The organism is Streptomyces sp. NPDC006332, assembly GCF_040612855.1.
Lineage (GTDB): Bacteria > Actinomycetota > Actinomycetes > Streptomycetales > Streptomycetaceae > Streptomyces.
The window spans coordinates 90,411-112,946 of the sequence record NZ_JBEXRA010000031.1 but is presented as its reverse complement, the minus strand read 5'-3'; the positions used below and the strand labels follow the sequence as shown (position 1 = coordinate 112,946).

Genomic DNA, 22,536 nt, shown 5'->3' with positions numbered 1-22,536 from the left:
GCCCGTCAGGAGCGCTTGCGGGCCAGCTCCTCGTAGAAGCGCATCAGGTCGAGGTTGTCGACGCGTCCTACCGGGTCGGGTCGGTGAGAGCAGGTCAGGTCAGTGCCAGAACGGTCGTCAGGACGTGACGCAGCGTCGACTCGGCGTCCTGGACCGCACCCGGCGATCGCCAGGCCACGAACCCGTCGGGCCGGACGAGTACGGCGCCCCCGGACGAGATGCCGTGCCGTTCCCGCCAGTCCGCGCCGTCCTCGGTTACCGGCTCGACGTCGGCCCCCGCTCCCACCCGGTACGAGGTGAGCGGGACGGACATCTGCTTCGCGAGCCGGATGGCGCCGTCGTGCCACCCGTTCGGTTCACCGGCGTCGCTGAGCAGGACCAGGGACCGTTCGTAGAGGTCGAGGGTGGAGATCCGCTCACCCCGGTGCCGTACCCACAGGTGGGGCGCCCGGCTGCCGGGTTCCCCGGTCAGGGCGAGTTTCTCCGGGACCACCGCGGCCTGGGGATCGGTGCCCACCACGGCGCCGTTCGGGTAGCGGTAGCCGAGAGCCACGTTGAGGATGCCGCGCTGAGGCCCGCCGCCACCGGCAGCGGGCGGTGGGGCGAAGCCGGGGTGGCTGTGCTCGGCGGACCGGGCGGCCGCGCGGGCGGTGGTCGCCTCCGCGACCGGACGGCGTTCGGCGTCGTAGGTCTCCAGCAGCCCCTCACCCGCCCAGCCGTCGAGCACCGCGGCCAGTTTCCAGGCGAGGTTGTGCGCGTCCTGGATACCGGTGTTGGAGCCGAAGGCCCCGGTGGGGGACATCTCGTGGGCCGAGTCCCCGGCGAGCAGGACGCGGCCTGACCGGTAGGACCGCGCGACGCGTTGGGCGGCGTGCCAACGAGCCTTGCCGGTGATCTCCACGTCGAGGTCCGCGTCCCCGACCGCCCGGCGGATGTGGTCGGCGCACCGCTGGTCGGTGAACTCCTCGATGCTCTCGCCGTGTTCGGGGTGCCAGGGGGCGTGGAAGACCCAGTTCTCACGGTTGTCCACCGGCAGCAGGGCGCCGTCCGCGTCCGGGCTGGTCAGGTAGCAGACGATGAAACGACGGTCGCCCACCACATCGGCCAGACGGCGGGAGCGGAAGGTGATGCTGACGTTGTGGAACAGGTCGCCGGGGCCGGACTGTCCGATGCCGAGCTGCTCCCGCACGGGGCTGCGAGGGCCGTCGGCAGCGACCAGGTAGTCCGCGCGGATGGTGGTGTGCTCACCGGTCTCCCGGCTCTTGACGATGGCGGTGACACCGGTGGGATCGCTGTCGAACGACATCATCTCGGTGGAGAACCGCAGGTCGCCGCCGAGCCTCGCGGCACGGTCGAGGAGGACCGGCTCCAGGTCGTTCTGGCTGCACAGACACCATGCGCTCGGGCTGAACCGGGCCAGTCCGCCGCCCGGATCGATCTCACGGAACAGCCACTCGCCCGCGTCACCGACCAGGGTGGGCGTCTGCAGGATGCCGTGGTTGTCGGCCAGCGTCGCCGCGGCCTCGTGGATCGCCGGCTCGACGCCGGCCACGCGGTACAGCTCCATGGTGCGTACGTTGTTGCCCCGCCCCCGGGGGTGGATGGAGGTGCCGGCATGGCGCTCCACGAGGGTGTGCCGTACCCCCAGTCGGCCCAGGAACAGGGAGGTCGACAGCCCCACCAGGGAGCCGCCGACGATCAGGACCGGGACCTTGTGGATCTTGCCGCCGGCCTCACCGGCTCTTTCGTTCATCACTCGCCTCCAGCGCGTCATGTCCGCCGACTCGGCCGGATACGGCCGGGGCCCTCATGTATGCCCCGCACGGTGGAGGGCGGCTCAGTCTTCACCCGGTCGCAGCGGTGGTCGAGAGATGACGTTGACGGAGGTCACCACGGTGACCGCTGTCCTCGGCCTCGGCATGGGATGGCTCGCCCAGCGGCCCGGACGGACATGGCGGACACCGGGGTCACCGCGGACACCGGGGTCACCAAGGCCGCCCCGCCCAGAGCCCGGCTCCACCGAGTAGCCGCCGGAGCTGCGTGCGTCCCCGGTCGGCGCTCGGTCGACCGTCGGAGTTGTCAGGAACGGTCGTCCCGGACGCGTTGGGCGACGTCGCGCAGCTTGACGTTGTGCTCCTGGGAGATGGAGCGCAGCACGTTGAAGGCGTCGTCCTCACTCAGCTGGTGGCGTTCCATGAGGATGCCCATGGCTTCGCCGATGCCGTGCCGGGTCTGCATCGCGTGCTCGAGCTGGTCGATGGTGCGGGCGCTGGACAGGGCCACGGCGGCGTGCGAGGCCAGCAGCCAGCCGGCCGTCTCGAACTCCTTCGTGAAGGCTCCGGGACGCCGTGCGTACAGATTCAGCGCGCCGAAATCCTCCTTGTCGGTGTAGAGGAGTACGCCGGTCATGCTGCCGAACCCGAGGTCGCGGGCCGCCTTCGCGAACCGGGGCCAGGTCGGTGGCGGATCGGTCATGTCCTCGATCCGGTACGCCCGTTCCGCGGCGGCGCCGCGCGCCAGGTCGAAGCACGGTCCCTCGCCCAGTTCTCCCTGCAGCCGGTCGCTCTCCCGGACCCCTGCCCCGCAGGCGGCGAGCGTCACGGCGTGCCCGTTGCGCACGGCGATGATCCCGGCCGCGTCACAGCCGGTGACCAGCTTCACCGCCGAATCGGCGATCTCGTCCAAGGTCTCCGACACCGATTCCTTGGACAGCAGCTCGCGCGCGAGCTCCGCCATCCGTTCGGCGAACTCTCGCCACTCCATCTGTCACCGTCCGGCCTCGGTCGCCCATCGCGTCAGTCCGCCTCCGGACCCGTACACCTCGACCGTACTCGCCGTGGCGTGCGAACGGGTCGGCGGCGGGAGCGGGGGAGGGCGGGGCGGCGGCGCGGGATCCGGGTGAGGTGCGGCGGCGACCGGATCACCCCGCCCGCCTGCGCGGACGCGGGACGGCACGCGTCAGCCGGGGCCGGTCCCGGCCGCGTCGGGGCCCAGCGACTGGAGGTGCACGGGCGCAGGCCGCTCCGCCGTGCTCGTGACACGCACGCGCCGGTCGTCGGCCGCGGAGCCGAGGACGGACTCCATGATGTCCAGCACGTGGTACGCGAGGGCCCCTCCGGCCCGCGGTTCCACGCCGGGCGGCGTCAACGCCAGGTCGGCGACCCCGTACCCCCGGCCCGCGTCGCGGTACCCGGCGGACACGGGAAGGGTCTCCCACCCCTCGCCGTGCAGGCGGCGCCACTGCACCTCGCCGTCGAAGTGGTTCGGATCGGGGAGTGCGAGGCTGCCGGTCTCGCCGTGCACCTCGATGTTCGCCGACTTGGTGGCGACCGCGTCGAAGCTCATCACCAGGGTCGACAGCACACCGGACGCGTGGGTGAGGACACCGGTGACATGGGTGCCGGTGCTGACCGGTATCGCCTCCCCGCTGCGCGGGCCGGACCCGATGACCCTGGTGGACCGGGTGCGGCTGGAGGTTCCGATCACGGATACGACCGGACCGAGCAACGTGACCAGGGCGGACACGTAGTAAGGACCCATGTCCAGAAGGGGGCCGCCGCCGGGCTGGTAGTAGAAGTCCGGGTTCGGGTGCCACAGTTCGTGACCGGGACCGACCATGGTGGCCGTCGCCGCGATGGGAGCGCCGATCAGACCCCGGTCGATCGCCGCGCGGGCGGTCTGGACGCCGGTCCCCAGAACGGTGTCCGGCGCGCAGCCCACGACGACGCCCGCCTTCGCCGCCGCGTCCATAACGGCACGCGCCCGCTGGGTGGTGGACGCGAGCGGTTTCTCGCCGTAGACACCCTTCCCGGCCGAGATCGCCTGCAGAGCGATCTCGTCGTGCGCGTCCGGGACGGTCAGGTTGACCACCAGGTCGACGTCCGGGGCGGCCAGCAGCTCCGCGACCGTGACGGCTCGGACTCCGGCACGGCCGTCGGTGACCGCCGCGGCACGCGCGGGGTCGAGATCCGCGACGGCCACCAGGTTGACGGCCGCCAGCCGGTCGAAGCTCGCGAGGTACTGGCCGCTGATGACCCCACAGCCGATCACACCGACGTTCAGCGGCTCGCCCACAGCAGTCCTCTTTCGATGACGGTCCGTACGTTGCGGTCCTCAAGGACCGGCAGGTCGTGCCCGGGAGTGGCGACGAACACCCTGCCCTCGCCCCACTGTCTGGTCCAGATGGCCGGGGACACCACGGGCCGGTTCCAGGGGTCCCACTCCCGCGCCCGCTGGGTGGTGGTGGCCAGGACGTCGACGTAGTCGTCGCACAGGACCCAGTACTGCTCGGTGACGAGGTCGAAGTCCCCGATGCCGTGGGTGATGGGGTGGTCGGCGGCCGCGGGCAGCATGGTGATGGTGTGGGACACGTAGTTGTCGGACTGCTCGCCGGTGCGTTCCGACGGCCCCACGCCCGGGTGGCACGCGAACTGGCCGCCGATCAGGTGCAGGTAGTCGGAACTGGCCCGGTAGGAGTCGGCGATCCCGCCGTGCCATCCCGCGAGTCCGGTGCCCGCCTCGACCGCGGCGCGCAGGCCGCGCAGTTCCGCCGCCTCGATGGTCGACATGGTCACGCACTGCACGATCAGGTCGACGCCGGCCATGAAGGTGGCGTCCGCGTAGACGGCGGGCGACTCCTCGACCCGCACGTCGTACCCGTGGTTCTTCAGATGGGGTATGAACAACTCGGTCGCCTCGACCGGTTGATGGCCTTCCCAGCCGCCGCGGACGACCAGGGCTTGTCTGCGGTGCTCAGTCAAACGTTCTCCGTCGGGGCGCGTAGTCCCTACGTGTTTCCACGTCTGCCAGGTCCTGCTGGATGCACGGTGTTCGCACAAAGAACCGAGATCCAAAGTGACCCTAAGGAGCAGGTCAGGCACCGTCAAGGACGGCGAACCCCGCAGGACGTCGGCCGACGGGCGTCGGTCCGCGGGAAGCCCCGGCCGGGGAATGGTTCCCCCAGCTCAGCGGCCGCTCGCCCTGGCGTCCGGAGCGTGACGGCCCCGAAAATGTTTCGCTGCCGGCGACTCCCCGCGCCGTGCCCGGCGACAGGGCCGCGGCCAGGCGACGGGGGCCGCTGCCCGGTGACGGGGGCCGCTGACCGGTGACACCCTCACGCGCGGGGCGTCCGGGGGACCCTCGAGTTGTCACATATCCCGCAGGCGTTTCGTCTAGGTGGTGAGAGGAGTTTTTTCGGCGGTCGGGAAGGTGATGGTCATGCGGGTGTTCGTGGCAGGCGGGACCGGGGTCCTGGGGCGGCGGCTGGTGCCGCAGCTCGTGGCCAGGGGCCACCAGGTGACGGCGACGACGACGAGCGCGGCCAAGCGGGAATCACTGGAGCGGCTGGGTGCCGCCGCTGTCGTGATGGACGGACTGGACGCCGAGTCGGTCGGCTCGGCGGTGGCCGAGGCCCGGCCGGAAGCGATCGTGCACCAGATGACCGCCATCGTCGGCAAGCCGGACTTCCGGCACATGGACCGCTGGTTCGCCACCACGAACCGGCTGCGCACCGAGGGGACCGACCACCTGCTGGCCGCCGCCGAGGCGACCGGGATGCCCCATGTCGTCGCGCAGAGCTACGCCTGCTGGAACGGCATCCGCGAGGGCGGCTGGGTGAAGACCGAACAGGACCCGCTGGACCCGATGACGGGGATGTCGGCCCGCCCGGTGATGGAGGCGATCAGCCACGTCGAGGACGTGGTCGTCCGGGCCGGCGGCACGGTCCTGCGGTACGGCGGGCTCTACGGGCCCGGTGCCTCCGACGACCAGCTGGAGCTGGTGCGCAAGCGGCAGTTCCCGCTGGTCGGGGGTGGTGCCGGGTACAGCTCGTGGGTGCATGTCGACGACGCGGCGAGCGCCACCGTCCTGGCCGTGGAGCAGAGGCCGGGAGGCGTGTTCAACATCGTCGACGACGAGCCCGCCCCGGCCCGCGAGTGGCTGCCCCACCTGGCCGCGTGCGCGGGCGCGAAGCCACCGATGCGGGTTCCCGCGTGGCTGGCCCGGCTGCTGGCCGGGGAGGTGGCGGTCGCGATGATGACCGAGGGGCGTGGCTTCTCCAACGCCAAGGCCAGGCGGGAGCTCGGCTGGGAACCGCGTCATCCCTCCTGGCGGCAGGGCTTCCGGGACGGCCTCGGATGACACGCGGACGGTCCGGGCGGCCACGCCGACCCGGCCCGCGTCCGCTGGAATGCCATGTCGGCGGCGCAGCGTTGGTGCACACTGCTTGCAGAACTCACAGTGCCCGATCAATCGCTCTGCGTGACAGGAGAGTCCTGTGTCGTCACCGCGTCACCGCGTCCTCGCGGCCGCCGCCTCGTCGGTCCTCGCCCTGATGGGGGTCACCGCTCCGGCCGCCATCGCCGCTCCCTCCACTCCAGCCGGGTCGGCCGCCGACGCGGCCAGGGCCGCCGCCTTCCCAACCAACCCCTTCGACGTCACGTACGGCGCCACCTACACCCGCGGCACCCTGACCTGGACGGACCGCTCCGTAGGTGTCTCGGGGAACCAGCGGGCCGTCAGCACCAGCGGATGCCGCAAGACGTTCGTGTACACCTACGACGCGAGCGTGAAGGAGCTCGGAGTCCGGAGCAGCAGCGCGGTCTGCAACGGGGTCGCACCGATCGCGTTCAGTGTTCCCGCGAACGTCAGGGGTGGCGCGGCCTACGTCTCCGTCTGTCTCACCGACGGAGCGGGCGCACCGCTCAAGTGCGAGGCGTATGCCCGATCCGACGCGACGAGTGGTGCGGGCCGTTGACGGCTATCCGTAACCGGCCGTACGGACACGGAAGTTCCTGAGGGCGCGGAAGGCGCCGACAGGTGGGTGCGCGCCCGTCGTGAACCCGGTCGACGCCGCAGTCCGGCGCCGACCGGGTGACCGCGCGACCGATTGACCACACCCGACGGGCGCGTCGGCCCCTGGTGTCAGCGCCAGTCGGGTGCCCCGGTGGCGGGCGGCAGATCGCTCTCGATACTTGCTCGTACCTCTCGCATGACGGCCACGATGCGGACCTCGTGTGCCCGGCTGAGCCGGGCCACCGGGACCGAGCAGCTGATGGCGTCGGTGGCCGGTGTGTCGTACCGCAGGGCGAAGCCGAAACCCGCGATGCCGTCCACGGTCTCCTCGCGGTCGATGGAGTAGCCGCGCTCACGCACCCCCGCCAGGTCGGCGAGCAGCGCGGCACGGCTGGTGTGCGTGTTCTGTGTGAGGGCGGCCAACGCCCCTTCGGGCAACGGGAGTTCGTCGTCATGGCGCTCGGCGAGCAGAGCCTTGCCGAGGGCGCCGGCGTGGGCCGGGACCCGGCGCCCGACGCGGCTGATGGTACGCAGGTACTCGTGGGACTCGCGGGTGGCGAGGTAGACGACGTCGCAGCCGTCGAGCCGTGCCAGGTGGATCGTCTCGCCCAGCGCGTCCGAGGCCTCGTCGAGATAGGGGCGGACCGTGCGGATACGCCGGTCGCCGTCGAGGTAGCTGGTGCCCGTCAGGAGCGCGCGGATGCCGATGCCGTAGAGGGAACCGGTGGCGTCGGAGCGCACCCAGCCGCAGTCGACGAGGGTCTTGAGCAGCTGGTACATGCTGCTGCGCGGCACATCCAGGTCCTCGGCGAGCTCGTCCAGACGTGAGGGCCGTTCACCCCGCGCGGCGAGCAGTTCGAGCAGTGCGACGGTCCGGGCCGCCGACTTCACGCCGCGGACGCCTCTGCTCTCCATGGCGCCCATCGTAAATCCGCGCCCCCACACCCATTGACCCCTCCCGTTCATGGATCTAACCTCCATCTGCATACGTAGACATCGTCTGCATAGAGAGACAGGGTTCATGACAGGGATCAGCGCGGCGTTCGATGAGGCTGTCCGACGGCTCCGTGACGGGATGACACGCGGGGTGCTGTCCTTCCCGCTCACGAGTTTTCGTGACGACGGCAGCCTCGACCTGGACTCGTACCGTTCGTACTTGACCGACCGGCTGGCCACCGCGCCCGGCGCGGTGTTCCCCGCCTGCGGGACCGGCGAGTTCTTCTCGCTGGACGAGGACGAGTACCGCGCCGTCATCGAGACGACGGTCGAGGTCGCCGACGGACGGCTGCCGGTGGTCGCGGGCATCGGTTACGGCTGGGCGCAGGCGCTGCGGTTCGCCCGTATCGCCGAGGACGCCGGCGCGGACGCCGCGCTGCTGCTGCCCCACTACCTGGTCACCGCCCCGCAGGACGGGCTGGTGGAGCAGGTGCGCCGGGTCGCCGCCGGTACCCGGCTGCCGCTCATCGCCTACCAGCGCGGTCAGGTCACCTTCAGCGCCGACGGGCTGCGCCGGATCGCTGAGATCCCCGGCGTCGTCGGCCTCAAGGACGGCCACAGCGACCTCGACCGGCTCCAGCGCCTCACGCTCGCCGCCCCCGAGGACTTCCTGTTCTTCAACGGCGCCGCCACCGCCGAGATCCAGGCCCGCGCCTACGCCACGGTCGGTGTCCCCGCCTACTCGTCAGCCGTCCACGCCTTCGCGCCGGAGATCGCGAACGCCTTCTTCGCCGCCCTGCGGGACGGGGACGACGCTGGCGTGACCAAGCTCCTGCGCGAGTTCTACATCCCGCTGGTCGAACTGCGGGACCGGGTGCCCGGATACGCCGTCTCGCTGGTCAAGGCCGCCGCCCGGCTGCGCGGCCTCCCGGTCGGCCCGGTCCGCGCGCCGCTCACCGACCCCGGCCCGGACGACCTCGCCGACCTGGAGAAGGTGCTGGACCACGGCCTGAGCCTGGTCGGTGCCGTACGACGACCCGTCTGAGCCCCGTCCGACGACGCGCAGGCGTCCCTCGTACCTCCCCCACATGCCCGTTGTGACCACCCGATGACCGCACGGACCCGACGACCGGGCCCGTGCGCCACCCCATCGCAGTTCAAAGGGGAACTGACATGCCGCTCCTCGTAGTCGGGATCAGCGTTGTGATCCTGCTGCTCCTCATGACCAGGCTGAGACTGAACGGGTTCGCGGCCCTGCTGCTCGTGGCGGTCGGCGTCGCGCTGGTCCGAGGCATACCGGTGGCGGACATCCCCGACGTCCTCTCCGAGGGCATCGGGGACCAGATCGGCGACACCATGCTCACCATCGGACTGGGCGCCATGGTCGGTCGTGTCATGGGGGACTCCGGCGCCGCCCAGCGCATCGCCGGCAGACTCCTCGACGCCTTCGGCCCGCGCTGGGTGCAGGTCGCGATGGTGGTCACCTCCATGCTCATCGGCGTGACCATGTTCTACGAGGTCGCCTTCATCATCATCGTGCCCATAGCCTTCACCCTGGTCAGGGTCACCGGGGCCAAGCTGCTGTGGGTGGGGCTGCCGATGTCTATCGCCCTGTCCACCATGCACAGTTTCCTGCCGCCGCACCCCGGCCCCACCGCCGTCGCCGCGACCTTCCACGCCTCCGCCGGACTGACGCTGTTCTACGGCCTGTTCATCGCCGTCCCGGTCGGCGCGGCCATCGCTCTGGCCTGGCCTCGCCTGCCGTTCGTCAGGGCGATGGACCCCTCCATCCCCAAGGGCCTCGTCAGCGAGCGGGAGTTCACCGACGAGGAGATGCCCGGCCTGGGCTGGTCCCTGTTCGTGGCACTGTTCCCCGTGGTGCTGATCGTGGCCGCCGCGGTGACCGACATGACCACCTCCGGTGACAGCCCGTTCCTGCACGTCGTCGCCTTCATAGGCTCGGCGCCGATCGCGCTCATGCTGGCCCTGTGCCTGGCGATCTGGGCGTTCGGCCCGAGGATCGGCCGGAGCCTGAGCGACGTCAGCGCCTCCTGCACCTCGGCCGCCCAGGCGATGGCCATGATCCTCCTGGTGATCGGCGCCGGCGGTGCCTTCAAGAACGTCCTCGTCGAAGGCGGGATCTCCGACTACATCAAGGACGCCACCGACGGCTGGTCCATCTCGCCGATCATCCTCGCCTGGCTCATCGCCGTGATCCTGCGCGTGGCGCTCGGCTCGGCGACCGTCGCTGTCGTCACCGCGTCCGGCGTGGTGCTGCCGCTCCTGGCCGGCGGCGGCGTCCACCCGGAGATGATGGTGCTGGCCGTCGCCTGCGGATCGATCGCCTGCTCGCACGTCAACGACCCCGGGTTCTGGCTGTTCAAGGAGTACTTCAACCTCTCCGTCATCGAAGCGATCAAGGTCCGTACCAGCTATACGACCGTGCTCGCCGTCCTCGGTCTCGGCGGTGTCCTGTCCGTCGAGTGGATCCTCGACGTCCTCAGCCTCTGACCACGGCCCCTCCACCCTCGTACACAAGGACTGTGAGCATGACTCAGCCGACCGTCACCACCTTCTCCGTCTATCCCGTCGCCGGCCGGGACAGCATGGAGCTGAACCTCTCCGGCGCCCACGGCCCCTACTTCACCCGCAACGTCGTGGTGCTCACCGACTCCGAGGGGCGCACGGGGCTGGGGGAGGTGCCCGGCGGGGAGAAGATCACGCGGACGCTGCGCGACGCGGAGTCCCTCGTCGTCGGCGCAAAGGTGGGCGCCTACAAGCGGGTCCTGCGCGCGATCGGGGACCGCTTCGCCGACCGCGACGCCGGCGGACGCGGGGCCCAGACCTTCGATCTGCGCACCACCGTCCACGCGGTCACAGCCGTCGAGTCGGCGCTCCTCGACCTCCTCGGACAGCACCTCGACGTGCCGGTCGCAGCCCTCCTCGGCGACGGGCAACAGCGTTCGTCCGTACGGGTGTTGGGCTACCTCTTCTACGTCGGCGACCCGGACCGCACCGATCTGGAGTACGTCCGCGAGCTCGACTCGGACGTCGACTGGTACCGCGTGCGGCACGAGGAAGCCCTGTCCGCTCAGGCGATCGTCCGACAGGCGGAGGCGGCCCATGAGCTCTACGGCTTCCAGGACTTCAAGCTCAAGGGCGGTGTCCTGGAGGGAGCCGAGGAGGTCAAGGCGGTACGGGCCCTCAAGGACCGTTTCCCCCAGGCTCGGATCACCCTCGACCCGAACGGGGCGTGGTCGCTGAGCGAGGCGATCGAACTCTGTCGGCCCCTGACCGGCACACTCGCCTACGCGGAGGACCCCTGCGGGGCCGAGGGCGGCTACTCGGGGCGGGAGATCCTGGCCGAGTTCCGGCGCGCCACCGGACTGCCCACCGCGACCAACATGATCGCCACCGACTGGCGGCAGATGACGCACGCACTGGCCCTGCAGTCGGTCTCCATCCCCCTGGCGGACCCCCATTTCTGGACCATGCAGGGTTCGGTACGCGTGGCGCAGCTGTGCAACGCGATGGGACTCACCTGGGGCTGCCACTCCAACAACCACTTCGACATCTCCCTGGCCATGGTCACGCACTGCGGAGCCGCGGCCCCGGGCGAGTACAACGCCCTGGACACCCACTGGATCTGGCAGGAGGGCCTGGAGCGGCTCACCACCGCCCCGCCCCGCATCGTCGGCGGCGAGATCGCGGTACCGGACGCCCCGGGTCTGGGCGTCCAGCTCGACATGGACCGACTCTTGGCGGCCAACGCCCTGTACCAGGAGAAGGCGCTGGGGGCACGTGACGACGCCGCCGGCATGCAATACCTCGTCCCTGGTTGGGAGTTCAGCAGCAAACGCCCCTGCCTCGTGCGCTAGCCGAGCACCCTCGGGCGTCTCCGGATGAGGTCGTGACGGACGGTCCTCGCGGGGGCGCCCTCGGTGCGGCGAGGCGACGTCGGCGCGGGCCCGGTTGTCAGTGCGGGCTGCGAGACTGCCCGGCATGACCGAATCCCCTGCGAAGGCCGACCTTCTCCACTACCTGCAAGCCGCCCGGGAAGCCCTGGTGTGGAAGCTCGACGGGCTCTCGGAGTACGACATCCGCCGCCCTCTGACGCCCACCGGCACCAATCTCCTGGGGCTGGTGAAGCATGTCGCGGGCGTGGAGTTGGGGTACTTCGGCGACACCTTCGGACGGCCGTTCTTCACCGCTGAGCCGCCATCCTGGTGGTACACGGAGGACGCCGAGCCCAACGCGGACATGTGGGCCACGGCGGACGAGTCACGTGAGGACATCGTCGGGCTCTACCACCAGGCGTGGGAGCACTCGGACAGCACGTTCGCGGCGCTGCCGCTCGACGCGGTCGGCCACGTTCCCTGGTGGCCGGAGGAACGACGAGCGACGACGCTCCACCACCTCGCGGTGCGCGTAATCGCCGACACCCACCGCCACGCCGGCCACGCGGACATCGTGCGCGAGCTCATCGACGGGTCCGTGGGATGGGTCAAGGAGAAGGACAACATGCCGGCGGGCGACCAGGCGTGGTGGTCGGCCCACCACCGTCGCCTGGAGGCCGCCGCGCGGGAAGCGGACAACGGCTGATCCCGGCCCCGGGGCTCACGGTCGGCGAAGTCCCGCGATGAGGAGCTCGACCAGCCGACGTGCGTCGTAGCGTGGATCGTTGTCCGCGCCGATGCAGAGGTTGCCGACGCCGCGCATGAGCTCGTAGGCCTCCAGGTCGGGGCGGATCTCGCCGGAACGGGCCGCGGCGTCGAGCAGTTGGGCGCACACGGGCACGAGGCGGTCGAGGAAGTAGGCGTGCAGCGTCTCGAAACCGGCGTTGTCGGACTGCAGCACGGCGGCGAGTCCGTGTTTGGTGACCAGGAAGTCGACGAAGAGATCGATCCACTGTCCCAGTGCGGCGTGCGCGGTCGCACTGGTCGACAGCAGTTCAGGCCCGGCCTCCGCGCAGGCGTCGACCTGGTGCCGGTAGACGGCGATGATGAGATCCGCCCGCGTCGGGAAGTGGCGGTAGATCGTGCCCAGCCCGACGCCCGCCTCGGCCGCGATGTCCCGGACCGGCGCTTCCACCCCTGACCTGACGAAGACCGCGGCGGCCGCGTCGAGCAGGGTCTCCTTGTTGCGCCGGGCGTCCGCCCTCTTCGACTGGGCCGCTCGCCCCACGTTCTCGTCGCTGCCGTTCACCGCGCCACTGCCTCCACTGCCGAGCTTGCCAAAGCGGAACAGCGTTCCGTATCGTTACCGGAACGAGGTTCCGCTTGCTCATGATGGCAGAGCGGGGCCCGGCAACCAAGCCATGCGTGGTCACCACGTCTCATTCGCCATGGAGGAAAACGGTCATGCAGTACCGCACCCTGGGCCGTACCGGTGTACAGGTCAGCTCGCTCGCGCTCGGCGCGATGAACTTCGGCGCGATCGGGCGCACCACCCAGGACGACGCCACCGCCATCGTCGACGCCGCTCTGGAGGGCGGGATCAATGTCATCGACACCGCCGACATGTACAGCGACGGCCAGTCCGAAGAGATGGTCGGCAAGGCCATCGCCGGACGCCGCGACGACATCGTGCTGGCCACCAAGGCGAACATGCCGATGGGCGACGAGCGCAACCACCAGGGCAGTTCACGCCGTTGGCTGGTCACCGAGCTGGACAACAGCCTGCGCCGGCTCGGTGTCGATCACGTCGACCTCTACCAGATCCACCGGTGGGACCCGCGCACCAGCGACGAGGAGACCCTGTCGGCCCTGACCGACCTGCAGCGCGCGGGGAAGATCCGCTACTTCGGCTCCTCGACCTTCCCGGCGTACCGCATCGTGCAGGCGCAGTGGGCCGCCCGGGACAACCACCTGAGCCGTTACGTCACCGAACAGCCCAGCTATTCGATCCTGCAGCGGGGGATCGAGGCCGACGTGCTGCCCGTGACCGAGGAGTACGGGCTCGGCGTGCTGGTGTGGAGCCCGCTGGCCTCGGGCTGGCTGTCCGGCGCGATCCGCGAGGGCCGGGACGTCACCACCAGCCGCTCCACGTTCATGCCGCAACGTTTCGACACCGCCGTCCCCGCCAACCGGTCCCGGCTCGACGCGGTCGAGCGGCTGGCCAAGGTCGCCGACGAGGCCGGCCTCACGATGATCCAGCTCGCGCTCGGATTCGTGACCGCGCACCCCGCCGTGACCTGCGCGCTCATCGGCCCCCGCACGCTGGAGCACCTGCACTCCCAACTCGCAGCCGCCGACACCGTGCTCTCCGCCGACGTGCTCGACGCCATCGACGAGATCGTCGCCCCCGGCACCGATCTCGCACCACACGAGAAATTCGACACCCCGCCCGCTCTGCTCGACCCTGCGCTACGGCGCCGCTGATCGCACCGGTTCGCCGATGCCCAGCAGGTTCCCCTCGCTGTCACGGAACCAGGCGGCGCGTTCACCCCGCGCGCCCTTGCTCGGGTAGTTCCCGTCGATGTCGGCGATCCCGTCCTTCGTTCGGAACCCGGGAACGTCGACCTCTTCGAACACCACACCACGCCGCTTGAGTTCCGCCACGACCGTCTCGATGTCATCGACCTCCCACCCCATCTGGGTGAAGGTGCCGGTCGAGGCTCCGGTCGACGTGAACAGGGCGAAATCTGTCCCTCCGCACCGGTACAGCAACCCACCGGGCCGTTCGTCGACGGGCTCCAGACCGAGCTGCTCGGCGTAGAAACGGCGCGCCCGGTCCAGGTCCTGGGCGGGCAGCCTGGTGGCCACGCGCCCCCGGGCCAGAATGTTCCTGTCGTCTGCGTTCATACCTCCACTGTGCCGCGAGTGGCGACAGGCGGCCGACCGGACGGGCCGCGGGGCTGGCTCCTGGAGGGGCCCGAAGGCCCCCCTTCTCGGGCGTGCGCGCCGTCCGAGAACGGGAGAGAATCCCCGTATGCCAGACATAAACGGGCGTTCTGGTCCTGAGGTGGCCGTCGCCGGCCCCGCTCCGCCCCACCAGACCTTGGCTCTCGCAGCGACCATGTTCGCCGTGTCGATGACATTCATCGACCAGACGATCGTCGCCATCGCCGCTCCGAGCATCGTGGACGAGCTCGACCTGTCCGCGTCGGGGATGCAGTGGGTGATGAACGCCTATCTGCTCGCGCTGGCCGCCTTCTTCGCGCTCGGCGGCCGACTCGCCGACATCCTCGGACACCGTCGGATGATGGTGGTCGGCACCCTGATCTTCGTCGTGTCCTCGGTGCTGTGCGGCTGCGTCCCCGACGACAGCTTCGCCCAGAGCTGGCTGATCGTCTTCCGCGCCACCCAGGGACTGGGCGCCGCCGTGATGTTCCCGGCCGCGCTCGCCGTCGTCGTCGCCGTGTTCCCGGTGGAGCGACGCGGCCGGGCCCTCGCCTTGTTCTTCGGTCTGTCCGGCGCCCTCACCGCGCTCGGGCCGCTCCTCGGCGGCTGGCTCACCGACTGGACCTGGCGCGCCATCTTCTGGGTCAACGTGCCCGTCGCCGTCCTCGCCCTGGTCCTGACCGCGCTCGCCCGTATCCCCCACCAGGTCCGCCGTGAACGCCTCGACGTTCCCGGCGCCGTCCTCGTCGCCGCCGGCATGGGTCTGAGCGTGCTGGGCCTGCAACAGGCCTCCGTCTGGGGCTGGAGCAGCGTGGCCACCTGGGCCTGCATCCTCGGCGGGCTCGCGGTGCTGGTGGTGTTCTGCGCGTACGAACTACGCGTCGAGGAACCCCTCATCAAGCTCCAGGTCTTCCGCGACAAGGCGTTCAGCGTCGACTCGGCCGTCCTGTTCTTCGCGATGCTCGCCTTCGTCCCGGTGTTCTTCTTCGCCTCCGTCTACGCCCAGGTCTGCCTCAGTGCATCCCCGAACCAGGCCGCGCTGTACCTCCTGTACTTCTTCATCGGCTTCGGTATCGCCTCCCAGTGGGGCGGCCGGATCCTCGACCAGCGCGGCGCGCGTCCCGCGATGAAACTGGGTACCGCACTCGGCGCGGTCGGATTCGCGCTGTGGGCGGGCAAGCTGACCGACCTTTCGATGCACGACCAGTGGCTCTACGCGGCCCTCGCCGGCGCCGGTATCGGCTTCCTGCTCGCGCCCGCCTCCACGGACGCCGTGAACCGCTCCCTCAATGCCTCCTACGGCGAGGTCACCGGCATCACCCAGACCGTGCGCAACTTCGCGGCGGCCGTCGGCCTCGCGGTGTTCAGCACAGTCCTGACGCATGTCAGCACCGACAGGGTCGCCGAGACACTTGAGGCCAGGGGAGCGCCCCACGGCCCGGCGACAGAGGCCGCACGTGACATCACCGAGGCGGTGACCGGCAACCCGGACGCGCAGACCCCGACCGGGCAGGGACCCGTCGCGACGGTGATGCGTGACTCGATGAACGCCATCCGGACGGACTTCGCGGAGGCCAACCAGTGGGTGTTCTACGGCATGGCCATCGCGCTCGGCATCGGATTCCTGTGCGCGCTCGCGCATCCCGGGACGCGGGTCACGGACGAGGCGCCGGCACCCAGCAGCGTGCCGGCGGACCGGTGACGGCCTCCGACGGCTCACCGCGAGGCGCGCACGCACACCGCCGGCCGGCCCGCTGGTCGCGTGCCGCGGGCCGGCCGGCGTGCGCGCGTTACGCGGTGAAGCGGTGGCGGCCGGAACCGACCCGGTACACCACGCAGCCCTCCTCCTGGCGCAGGAAGGTCGCGTCGGTGTGGGTGACCGCGTCCGGAGCGTCCGCGGGGATCCATACCTCGGCGGTCGTGTTGGGCGGCACGGCGCAGCTGAGGACGAAGCCGCCGGACTTCTGCCGCCACTGCGTGGAGATCGGACCGTGGACCGAGGTGAACGTGGCGCGGGCGGAGGTGACATCGCCGCCGGGGCGGGGACGGATGACGATCTCGCGGTAGCCGGGGCGTCCCGCCGAGATGCCGGCGATGTTCGTGTACATCCACTCACCCACCGAGCCGTAGGCGTAGTGGTTGAAGGAGTTCATGTCCGGGGTCTGGAAGGCGCCGTCGGGCTGGATGGAGTCCCAGCGTTCCCACATCGTGGTGGCGCCCTTGTCGATCTGGTAGCCCCAGCTGGGGAAGGAGCGTTGCTGGAGCAGCCGGTAGGCGACGTCGTTGTGGCCGGTGTCGGTGAGGACGGGCAGCAGCCGGGGCGTCCCGAGGAATCCCGTCGACAGGTGCCAGCCCCTGGCCTCGATCAGCGCGACGAGACGGTCGGCCGCCGCCTTCCGCAGCGCGTCGGGCAAGAGGTGCATCGACAGGGCGAGGACATAGGCCGTCTGGGTGTCACCCTTCACCCGGCCGGCGGCCGTGACATAGGCGCTCCGGAACGCCTCGCGGACGCGTTCGAAGAGGTCGAGGAAGGGTGCGGGGGACTGGTCGAGCTCCTGGGCGATCCTCGCCGCGAGGTCGGCGCTGTGCGCGAAGTAGGCGGTGGCGACGACGTCCTTGGGTGTCTCGTCGGAGATGTTCAGCCAGTCGCCGTACCCGGCGGCCGGTCGCAGCAGGTCGGTGCTGTTCTCCTCCAGGTACGTCAGCCAGGTCCGGATGGACGGCCAGGCGTCCTCCAGTACTTGCCGGTCGCCGTACGCCTGGTACAGGGCCCAGGGGACGGTGACGCCGGCGTCGCCCCATCCGGCGACACCGTTGCCAAGGGCGCCGACATCGGGCGCCACGTCGGTGAAAGCTCCCTGCGGGGTCTGCGCGTCGCGCAGGTCCACGAGCCACTTGGTGAGGAAGCGGGCCGACTCCATCGAGTAAGCGGCCGTGGGCGCGAAGACGTTGATGTCGCCCGTCCACCCCAGGCGCTCGTCGCGCGCCGGTGTGTCCGTCGGGATGGACAGGAAGTTGCCGCGCTGACCCCAAGTGATGTTCCGGTGCAGCTTGTTGAGCATCGGGACATCGGTCTCGAACTCGAAGGTGAAGGGCGCGGACGTATGCATGGCGCGGCCGGTCACCGCCTTCGCCGAGGGGGTGCCGGGGAATCCGGTCACCTCGACGTAGCGGAAGCCGTGGAAGGTGAAGCGCGGCTCGTACGTCTCCTCGCCGCCGCCCTTGAGGGTGTAGGTGTCGGTGGCCGCGGCGGTGCGCAGATTCGCCGTGTACAGGGTGCCGTCCGGGTTGAGGACCTCGGCGTGCCGCAGCCGGACGGTGGTTCCCGCGGCGCCCGAGACCCGCAGCCGTACCGAGCCGACCATGTTCTGACCGAGGTCGAAGACGAAGACGCCCGGGCTGGGTTCGGTGACCTTCCTGGCCGGGATCTCCTCGGCCACCCGGACCGGTCCGTCGACCTGCGCGACGATCTGCCGGGGAGCCGCCTCGCCCGCGGCGCGGACGTCGAGCCAGGCCCGGTCGTCGAAGCCGGGTTCGCTCCAGCCGGCGGTCTCCCCGCGCGCGTCGTACGTCTCGCCGCTCAGCAGGTCGGCGGAGACGATCGGTCCGGAGGCGGCCCGCCAGTCGCTGCCGGAGGTGATGCGCTCACCCGTCCCGTCGGTGTACTCCACCTCCAACTGCGCCAGCAGCGCCGGGCGTTCGCCGTACTGGTGGGGCCCGAACATGCCGACGTTGCCCGCGTACCAGCCGGGCGCCAGGTACGCGCCGATGGCGTTGGCCCCGGGCCGAAGCAGCGCGGTGACGTCGTACGTCTGGTACTGCACCCGTTCGCGGTAGTCGGTCCAGCCGGGGGCGAGCTGATCGCGGCCCACGCGGTGGCCGTTGAGGTGCGCTTCGTACAGGCCGAGAGCCGTGGCGTACAGGCGGGCCCGGGCCACCTTCTTGCGGGGGAGTCTGAACTCGTGCCGCAGCTGGTTGGCGGCGAACAGCGCCGGGACGACCTTCCCCCAGGGGCCGGCCCCCCACGTGGCCGCCACCTTCGCCGCGGGCCAGCCGCCGTCGTCGAAGTCGGCCTCGCGCCAGTCCGCGGCAGGTTCATGGTCCGTCGACTTCCAGGAGGCGTCGGTGATGACCCGCACCTCGCCGGACGCCGTGCGGACGGTGAGGACGGCGATCAGGCCGGCCGGTCCCACGGTCGCGTTGGTCGCCGAGACCCCGAGGACGTTCCTGCCGGAACGTACCTGAGCGAGGACGTCGACGACGGCCGGTCTGCGCCAGCCGTCGCGGTCGGTCGCGAGGTCGGTGCGGGCCACCTCGGTGCCGTTCACGGAGACGGAGTAGACGTTGTCGGCGGTGAGGGCCAGGGTCGCGGCCGTGATGCCCTCGGGAAGATCGGCGGTGCGACGGAACCAACGGGTGGCCGCGGGCGCGCTGACGGTCGGGTCGCCCTCGGGGAACCAGATCCACGCACTGCCCTCGAGCGAGGGCGCGTCGGTGAGGGCCGCAGGGACGGACACCCATGCGGCGGACCACTGCGCGGCGTCCATGAGGCCGGTCTCCCACCACGCGGCCTCGCTCCAGGCGGAGGCGTTGTCCGCGGCGTCCCATACCCGTACGGACCAGAAGTAGCGGGTCCGAGGCTTCAGCCCGGGGCCCGCGTAGGGAACGAGGACGGACTCGTCGGAGCTGACCTTTCCGCTGTCCCAGACATCCGGACGCGACAGCCCTGACGCGCTGGTGGCGACGCGGATCTGGTAGGCGCTCTGTCGCGCGCCCCGCTTGTCCGAGGTCATCGGCCAGCTCAGTCGCGGGCGTGGTGCGTCGAGGCCCAGGGGGTGCCGAACGTACTCCACGGTCGGAGCGGCGACGCGCAGGGCGCCGCGTCGCCCACCCGCCGGGGCCGGCGCGGAAGGTGACGCGGCCGCCGCTGAGCCGGTGTCGGCGGCCGTGGCGGCCACCGTTGTGGCCGCAGCCGTCGCCGCCGCCGCGAGGATGTTCCTCCTACTGATCACTACGACCCCTCACACAGAAATGATGAATCGATTCATGGCCGTGAAACGTAGGGGCGCGTGGGATGAGGGTCAAGGAGTGTGCGGGACTTTATCCGTCAACGAACGGCACTCCCGGCCGACTCGCGCTCCTGAAGCGGTTCGGGGTGATGCGCTTGGTTCATGGGTTCGGGCCGAAGCCTTGACGCTTGTCATGGGCGAGCTTAGCGTCTGCGGCTGCACCGTAAAACGATTCAATCCAGTGCGGCGCAGCACTCCGCCCGTCGGTGCCGGGGTGTGGCTGACCGTTTCGTGCTGTCCCGCCCACCCCGAACGGAGCCCCGCACGTTGCCAGCGCCACGCGAAACCTCCGGTCCGTCCCGCCGTCAGATCCTCCGCACCGGCACGGCCGCCACGACGGCGGCGGCCGTCACCGCAGTGGGACCCGCCGCGGCTGCCCGCGCCACCCCGCGCGACGCCGCCCGCCCCTGGGCCGAGGGGCGCGGAACCAGACCCGCCCTGGCTGCCTTCGAGCTGTCCGAGGTCCGGCTCCTGGACAGTCCCTTCCTCGCCAACATGCGCCGCACCTGCGCCTATCTGCTCTTCGTCGACATCGACCGGCTGCTGCACACCTTCCGCCTGACCGTCGGCCTGCCGTCCTCGGCGCAACCCTGCGGCGGCTGGGAGGCACCCGACGTCCAGTTACGCGGGCACACCACCGGACATCTGCTCAGCGCCCTGGCCCAGGCGCACGCCAACACCGGGGACCGGGCGTACGCCGACAAGGGCCGGGCACTGGTCTCGGCGCTCGCCGAGTGTCAGCGGGCCGCTCCGGCGGCCGGCTTCACCCGCGGCTACCTCTCCGCGTTCCCCGAGTCGGTCTTCGACCAGCTGGAGGCAGGGGGGAAACCCTGGGCTCCCTACTACACGCTGCACAAGATCATGGCCGGGCTGCTGGACCAGTACCGGCTCAGCGGCAACCGCGAAGCCCTGGAGGTCCTGCGGAAGGTGGCCGCGTGGGCCGACGCCCGCACCGGCCCCCTGTCGTACGAGCACATGCAGAGCCTGCTCAGGGTGGAGTTCGGCGGCATGAACGAGGTACTGACCCGGCTCCACCAGGAGACGGGCGATCCGGCACATCTGCGCACCGCCCGCCGCTTCGACCACGAGGAGCTGTACGCGCCGCTCCCCGCCGGCCGTGACGAACTCGCCGGACGGCACGCCAACACCGAGATCGCCAAGATCGTCGGGGCGGTGCCGTCCTTCGAGGCGACGGGGGAGCGGCGCTACCTGGACATCGCGGACACCTTCTGGACCACCGTCGTACGCCACCACTCGTACGCCATCGGAGGCAACTCCAACCAGGAACTCTTCGGACCGCCCGACGAGATCGCCGGCCGGCTCTCGGAGGTCACCTGCGAGAACTGCAACAGCTACAACATGCTGAAACTGGGGCGCCACCTCTTCCTGCACCGCCCGGACCGGGCGGAGTTCATGGACCACTACGAGTGGACGCTCTACAACCAGATGCTGGCGGAGCAGGACCCCGGCTCCGCGCACGGGTTCGTCACCTACTACACCGGCCTGTGGGCGGGCTCGCGGCGGGAACCCAAGGGCGGTCTCGGCTCGGACCCGGGCAGCTACAGCGGTGACTACGACAACTTCTCCTGCGACCACGGCACGGGACTGGAGACCCACACCAAGTTCGCCGACTCGGTCTACTTCCGCTCCGCCGCCCCGCGGTCGCCGGCCCTGTACGTGAACCTGTTCATCCCGTCCGAAGTGCGGTACTCACGCGCTGGTGTGACGATTCGTCAGCAGACGCGGTACCCGGTGGAGGGGCACACAAGGCTCACCGTCATCGCCGGGCGGGGACGCTTCGTCATGCGGATCAGGATCCCGGCCTGGGTGGCGGACACCGGACGCCCCGCCCTACTGAAGGTCAACGGCCACGCCGTCACCACCCGGCTCCGTCCCGGCACGTACGCCACGGTCGAGCGGACCTGGCACACCGGCGACACGGTCGAACTGATCCTCCCGCGCGAGCCGGTATGGACCCCGGCCCCGGACAACCCCCAGGTGACATCGCTGTCATACGGCCCCCTGGTGCTGTCGGGGCAGTACGGCGACACCGATCTCGCCACGCTGCCGACGATCCGCCCGCGGTCGCTGCGGCCCGTCCCCGGCACGTCCACACAGTTCACCGCGCTCGCCGACGGCCGTGCCGTGGCACTGCGGCCGTTCCACGAGGTGCACCACCAGCGCTACAACGTCTACTGGGCGGTGACTCCGCCCCGAGGCCGCGAACGGGACATCGCACGCTACCCGTTGGACGAGTCAACCGGCACCGCCGCCGCCGACACCACCGGCGCGTTCCCCGCCGCGGCCCTGTCCGCAGGCGCCGCCTGGGCGGACGACGGCACCGGTCCCGCCGTGTCACTGGACGGGAAGGGCGGCCATCTCGCCCTGCCCTCAGGCCTGTTGAGCGGCCTGGACGAACTGACGATCAGCGTAAGGGTCCGGGTCGACAGCCTCGCCGCCTCGGCACGCGTCTTCGACTTCGGCTACCACAAGGACACCTACCTCTTCCTCGCCGCCACCACGGGAGCGGGACGCGCCCGTGCCGCACTGAAGATCGCGGGAATGGCGCGGGAGGACTTCATCGACGCGAACGGCCCCCTGGCCGTGGGCCGTTGGACACATGTGGCCCTCACCCTGGGTGGCGGCACCGGGGTGCTCTACCTCGACGGCACCGAGACGGGCCGCAACGCCGCCATGGTCGCCAGTCCCCTGCTGCTCGGCGTGACCACCCGCAGCTACCTCGGACGCTCCCAGAACAGCACCCACCCCTACCTGCGCGGAGCCGTGCGCGACCTCCGGGTGCACAACAGGGCCCTGTCCGCCTCCGAAGTGGCCCGCCTGGCCGCCGACTGAGCTTCGCCCCCCTCGGCACTCGCCCCCTTTCCCGTCACGTCACA

17 protein-coding genes are annotated in these 22,536 nt (G+C 70.6%); 9 read left to right on the top strand and 8 right to left on the bottom strand.

What is annotated here, in order from left to right; all coding sequences use genetic code 11:
• Window positions 1–94: 94 nt before the first annotated feature.
• The 4 genes from ABZ027_RS26260 to ABZ027_RS26245 form a co-directional block, all read right to left on the bottom strand.
• A complete protein-coding gene (locus ABZ027_RS26260) occupies window positions 95–1,753 on the bottom strand; it encodes an FAD-dependent monooxygenase (protein ID WP_356772426.1) in 1,659 nt (552 codons plus the stop codon).
• Window positions 1,754–2,079: 326 nt separating this feature from the next.
• Entirely contained in the window at window positions 2,080–2,763 is a 684-nt protein-coding gene (locus tag ABZ027_RS26255) for a GAF and ANTAR domain-containing protein (protein WP_356772425.1), read from the bottom strand.
• Between the two features lie 195 nt (window positions 2,764–2,958).
• The gene (locus tag ABZ027_RS26250; RefSeq protein WP_356772423.1) at window positions 2,959–4,074 is read right to left on the bottom strand and encodes a Gfo/Idh/MocA family oxidoreductase; all 1,116 of its coding nucleotides are present in this window, start codon (window positions 4,072–4,074) and stop codon (window positions 2,959–2,961) included.
• A complete protein-coding gene (locus ABZ027_RS26245) occupies window positions 4,059–4,760 on the bottom strand; it encodes a ThuA domain-containing protein (protein ID WP_356772421.1) in 702 nt (233 codons plus the stop codon). Before ABZ027_RS26245 ends, ABZ027_RS26250 begins: the two co-directional genes overlap by 16 nt.
• 457 nt (window positions 4,761–5,217) lie before the next feature.
• On the opposite strand from ABZ027_RS26245, the gene ABZ027_RS26240 reads away from it, so the two are divergent.
• Window positions 5,218–6,138 (top strand): NAD(P)-dependent oxidoreductase, encoded by a 921-nt coding sequence (locus ABZ027_RS26240; protein ID WP_356772419.1) that lies wholly within the window; start codon window positions 5,218–5,220, stop codon window positions 6,136–6,138.
• Between the two features lie 136 nt (window positions 6,139–6,274).
• On the top strand, window positions 6,275–6,754 hold the full coding sequence (locus tag ABZ027_RS26235) for a hypothetical protein (protein ID WP_356772417.1): 480 nt from the start codon (window positions 6,275–6,277) through the stop codon (window positions 6,752–6,754).
• A 167-nt stretch (window positions 6,755–6,921) separates the two neighbouring features.
• Here the strand turns inward: ABZ027_RS26235 and ABZ027_RS26230 are convergent, their stop codons facing one another.
• Entirely contained in the window at window positions 6,922–7,707 is a 786-nt protein-coding gene (locus ABZ027_RS26230; RefSeq protein WP_356772415.1) for an IclR family transcriptional regulator, read from the bottom strand.
• 106 nt (window positions 7,708–7,813) lie between these two features.
• Here ABZ027_RS26230 and ABZ027_RS26225 point away from each other — a divergent pair, with 106 nt between their 5' ends.
• The 4 genes from ABZ027_RS26225 to ABZ027_RS26210 all read left to right on the top strand — a co-directional run bounded on the left by ABZ027_RS26225 (window position 7,814) and on the right by ABZ027_RS26210 (window position 12,330).
• Entirely contained in the window at window positions 7,814–8,773 is a 960-nt protein-coding gene (locus ABZ027_RS26225) for a 5-dehydro-4-deoxyglucarate dehydratase (protein ID WP_356772413.1), read from the top strand.
• Window positions 8,774–8,901: 128 nt separating this feature from the next.
• Window positions 8,902–10,239 (top strand): gluconate:H+ symporter, encoded by a 1,338-nt coding sequence (locus tag ABZ027_RS26220; RefSeq protein WP_356772411.1) that lies wholly within the window; start codon window positions 8,902–8,904, stop codon window positions 10,237–10,239.
• 38 nt (window positions 10,240–10,277) lie between these two features.
• On the top strand, window positions 10,278–11,606 hold the full coding sequence (locus tag ABZ027_RS26215; RefSeq protein ID WP_356772409.1) for an enolase C-terminal domain-like protein: 1,329 nt from the start codon (window positions 10,278–10,280) through the stop codon (window positions 11,604–11,606).
• A 124-nt stretch (window positions 11,607–11,730) separates the two neighbouring features.
• Window positions 11,731–12,330, top strand: coding sequence for a DinB family protein (locus tag ABZ027_RS26210; protein WP_356772407.1), 600 nt, complete (start codon window positions 11,731–11,733; stop codon window positions 12,328–12,330).
• A gap of 15 nt (window positions 12,331–12,345) precedes the next feature.
• On the opposite strand, the gene ABZ027_RS26205 is transcribed toward ABZ027_RS26210, so the two are convergent.
• Entirely contained in the window at window positions 12,346–12,933 is a 588-nt protein-coding gene (locus ABZ027_RS26205; RefSeq protein WP_356772405.1) for a helix-turn-helix domain-containing protein, read from the bottom strand.
• A 155-nt stretch (window positions 12,934–13,088) separates the two neighbouring features.
• Between ABZ027_RS26205 and ABZ027_RS26200 the strand changes: the two genes are divergently transcribed.
• Window positions 13,089–14,108: an aldo/keto reductase gene (locus ABZ027_RS26200; RefSeq protein WP_356772403.1), complete on the top strand. Its 1,020-nt coding sequence runs from the start codon at window positions 13,089–13,091 to the stop codon at window positions 14,106–14,108.
• Here ABZ027_RS26200 and ABZ027_RS26195 read toward each other — a convergent pair.
• A complete protein-coding gene (locus tag ABZ027_RS26195) occupies window positions 14,094–14,531 on the bottom strand; it encodes a VOC family protein (protein WP_356772401.1) in 438 nt (145 codons plus the stop codon). The genes ABZ027_RS26200 and ABZ027_RS26195 overlap by 15 nt on opposite strands.
• Window positions 14,532–14,658: 127 nt before the next feature.
• On the opposite strand from ABZ027_RS26195, the gene ABZ027_RS26190 reads away from it, so the two are divergent.
• Window positions 14,659–16,272 (top strand): MFS transporter, encoded by a 1,614-nt coding sequence (locus tag ABZ027_RS26190; RefSeq protein WP_356772399.1) that lies wholly within the window; start codon window positions 14,659–14,661, stop codon window positions 16,270–16,272.
• 88 nt (window positions 16,273–16,360) lie between these two features.
• On the opposite strand, the gene ABZ027_RS26185 is transcribed toward ABZ027_RS26190, so the two are convergent.
• Complete coding sequence (locus ABZ027_RS26185) at window positions 16,361–19,582, bottom strand: alpha-L-rhamnosidase (RefSeq protein WP_356772397.1); 3,222 nt, start codon at window positions 19,580–19,582, stop codon at window positions 16,361–16,363.
• A gap of 324 nt (window positions 19,583–19,906) precedes the next feature.
• On the opposite strand from ABZ027_RS26185, the gene ABZ027_RS26180 reads away from it, so the two are divergent.
• Window positions 19,907–22,492 (top strand): beta-L-arabinofuranosidase domain-containing protein, encoded by a 2,586-nt coding sequence (locus ABZ027_RS26180; RefSeq protein WP_356772395.1) that lies wholly within the window; start codon window positions 19,907–19,909, stop codon window positions 22,490–22,492.
• Window positions 22,493–22,536: the final 44 nt, after the last annotated feature.

What these genes read in the sequence shown, in the direction of transcription:
- ABZ027_RS26260 (WP_356772426.1), bottom strand. Translation starts at nt 1,753, where the DNA reads ATGAACGAAAGAGCCGGTGAGGCCGGCGGCAAGATCCACAAGGTCCCG.
- ABZ027_RS26255 (WP_356772425.1), bottom strand. Translation starts at nt 2,763, where the DNA reads ATGGAGTGGCGAGAGTTCGCCGAACGGATGGCGGAGCTCGCGCGCGAG.
- ABZ027_RS26240 (WP_356772419.1), top strand. Translation starts at nt 5,218, where the DNA reads ATGCGGGTGTTCGTGGCAGGCGGGACCGGGGTCCTGGGGCGGCGGCTG.
- ABZ027_RS26230 (WP_356772415.1), bottom strand. Translation starts at nt 7,707, where the DNA reads ATGGAGAGCAGAGGCGTCCGCGGCGTGAAGTCGGCGGCCCGGACCGTC.
- ABZ027_RS26225 (WP_356772413.1), top strand. Translation starts at nt 7,814, where the DNA reads ATGACAGGGATCAGCGCGGCGTTCGATGAGGCTGTCCGACGGCTCCGT.
- ABZ027_RS26220 (WP_356772411.1), top strand. Translation starts at nt 8,902, where the DNA reads ATGCCGCTCCTCGTAGTCGGGATCAGCGTTGTGATCCTGCTGCTCCTC.
- ABZ027_RS26215 (WP_356772409.1), top strand. Translation starts at nt 10,278, where the DNA reads ATGACTCAGCCGACCGTCACCACCTTCTCCGTCTATCCCGTCGCCGGC.
- ABZ027_RS26210 (WP_356772407.1), top strand. Translation starts at nt 11,731, where the DNA reads ATGACCGAATCCCCTGCGAAGGCCGACCTTCTCCACTACCTGCAAGCC.
- ABZ027_RS26200 (WP_356772403.1), top strand. Translation starts at nt 13,089, where the DNA reads ATGCAGTACCGCACCCTGGGCCGTACCGGTGTACAGGTCAGCTCGCTC.
- ABZ027_RS26195 (WP_356772401.1), bottom strand. Translation starts at nt 14,531, where the DNA reads ATGAACGCAGACGACAGGAACATTCTGGCCCGGGGGCGCGTGGCCACC.
- ABZ027_RS26190 (WP_356772399.1), top strand. Translation starts at nt 14,659, where the DNA reads ATGCCAGACATAAACGGGCGTTCTGGTCCTGAGGTGGCCGTCGCCGGC.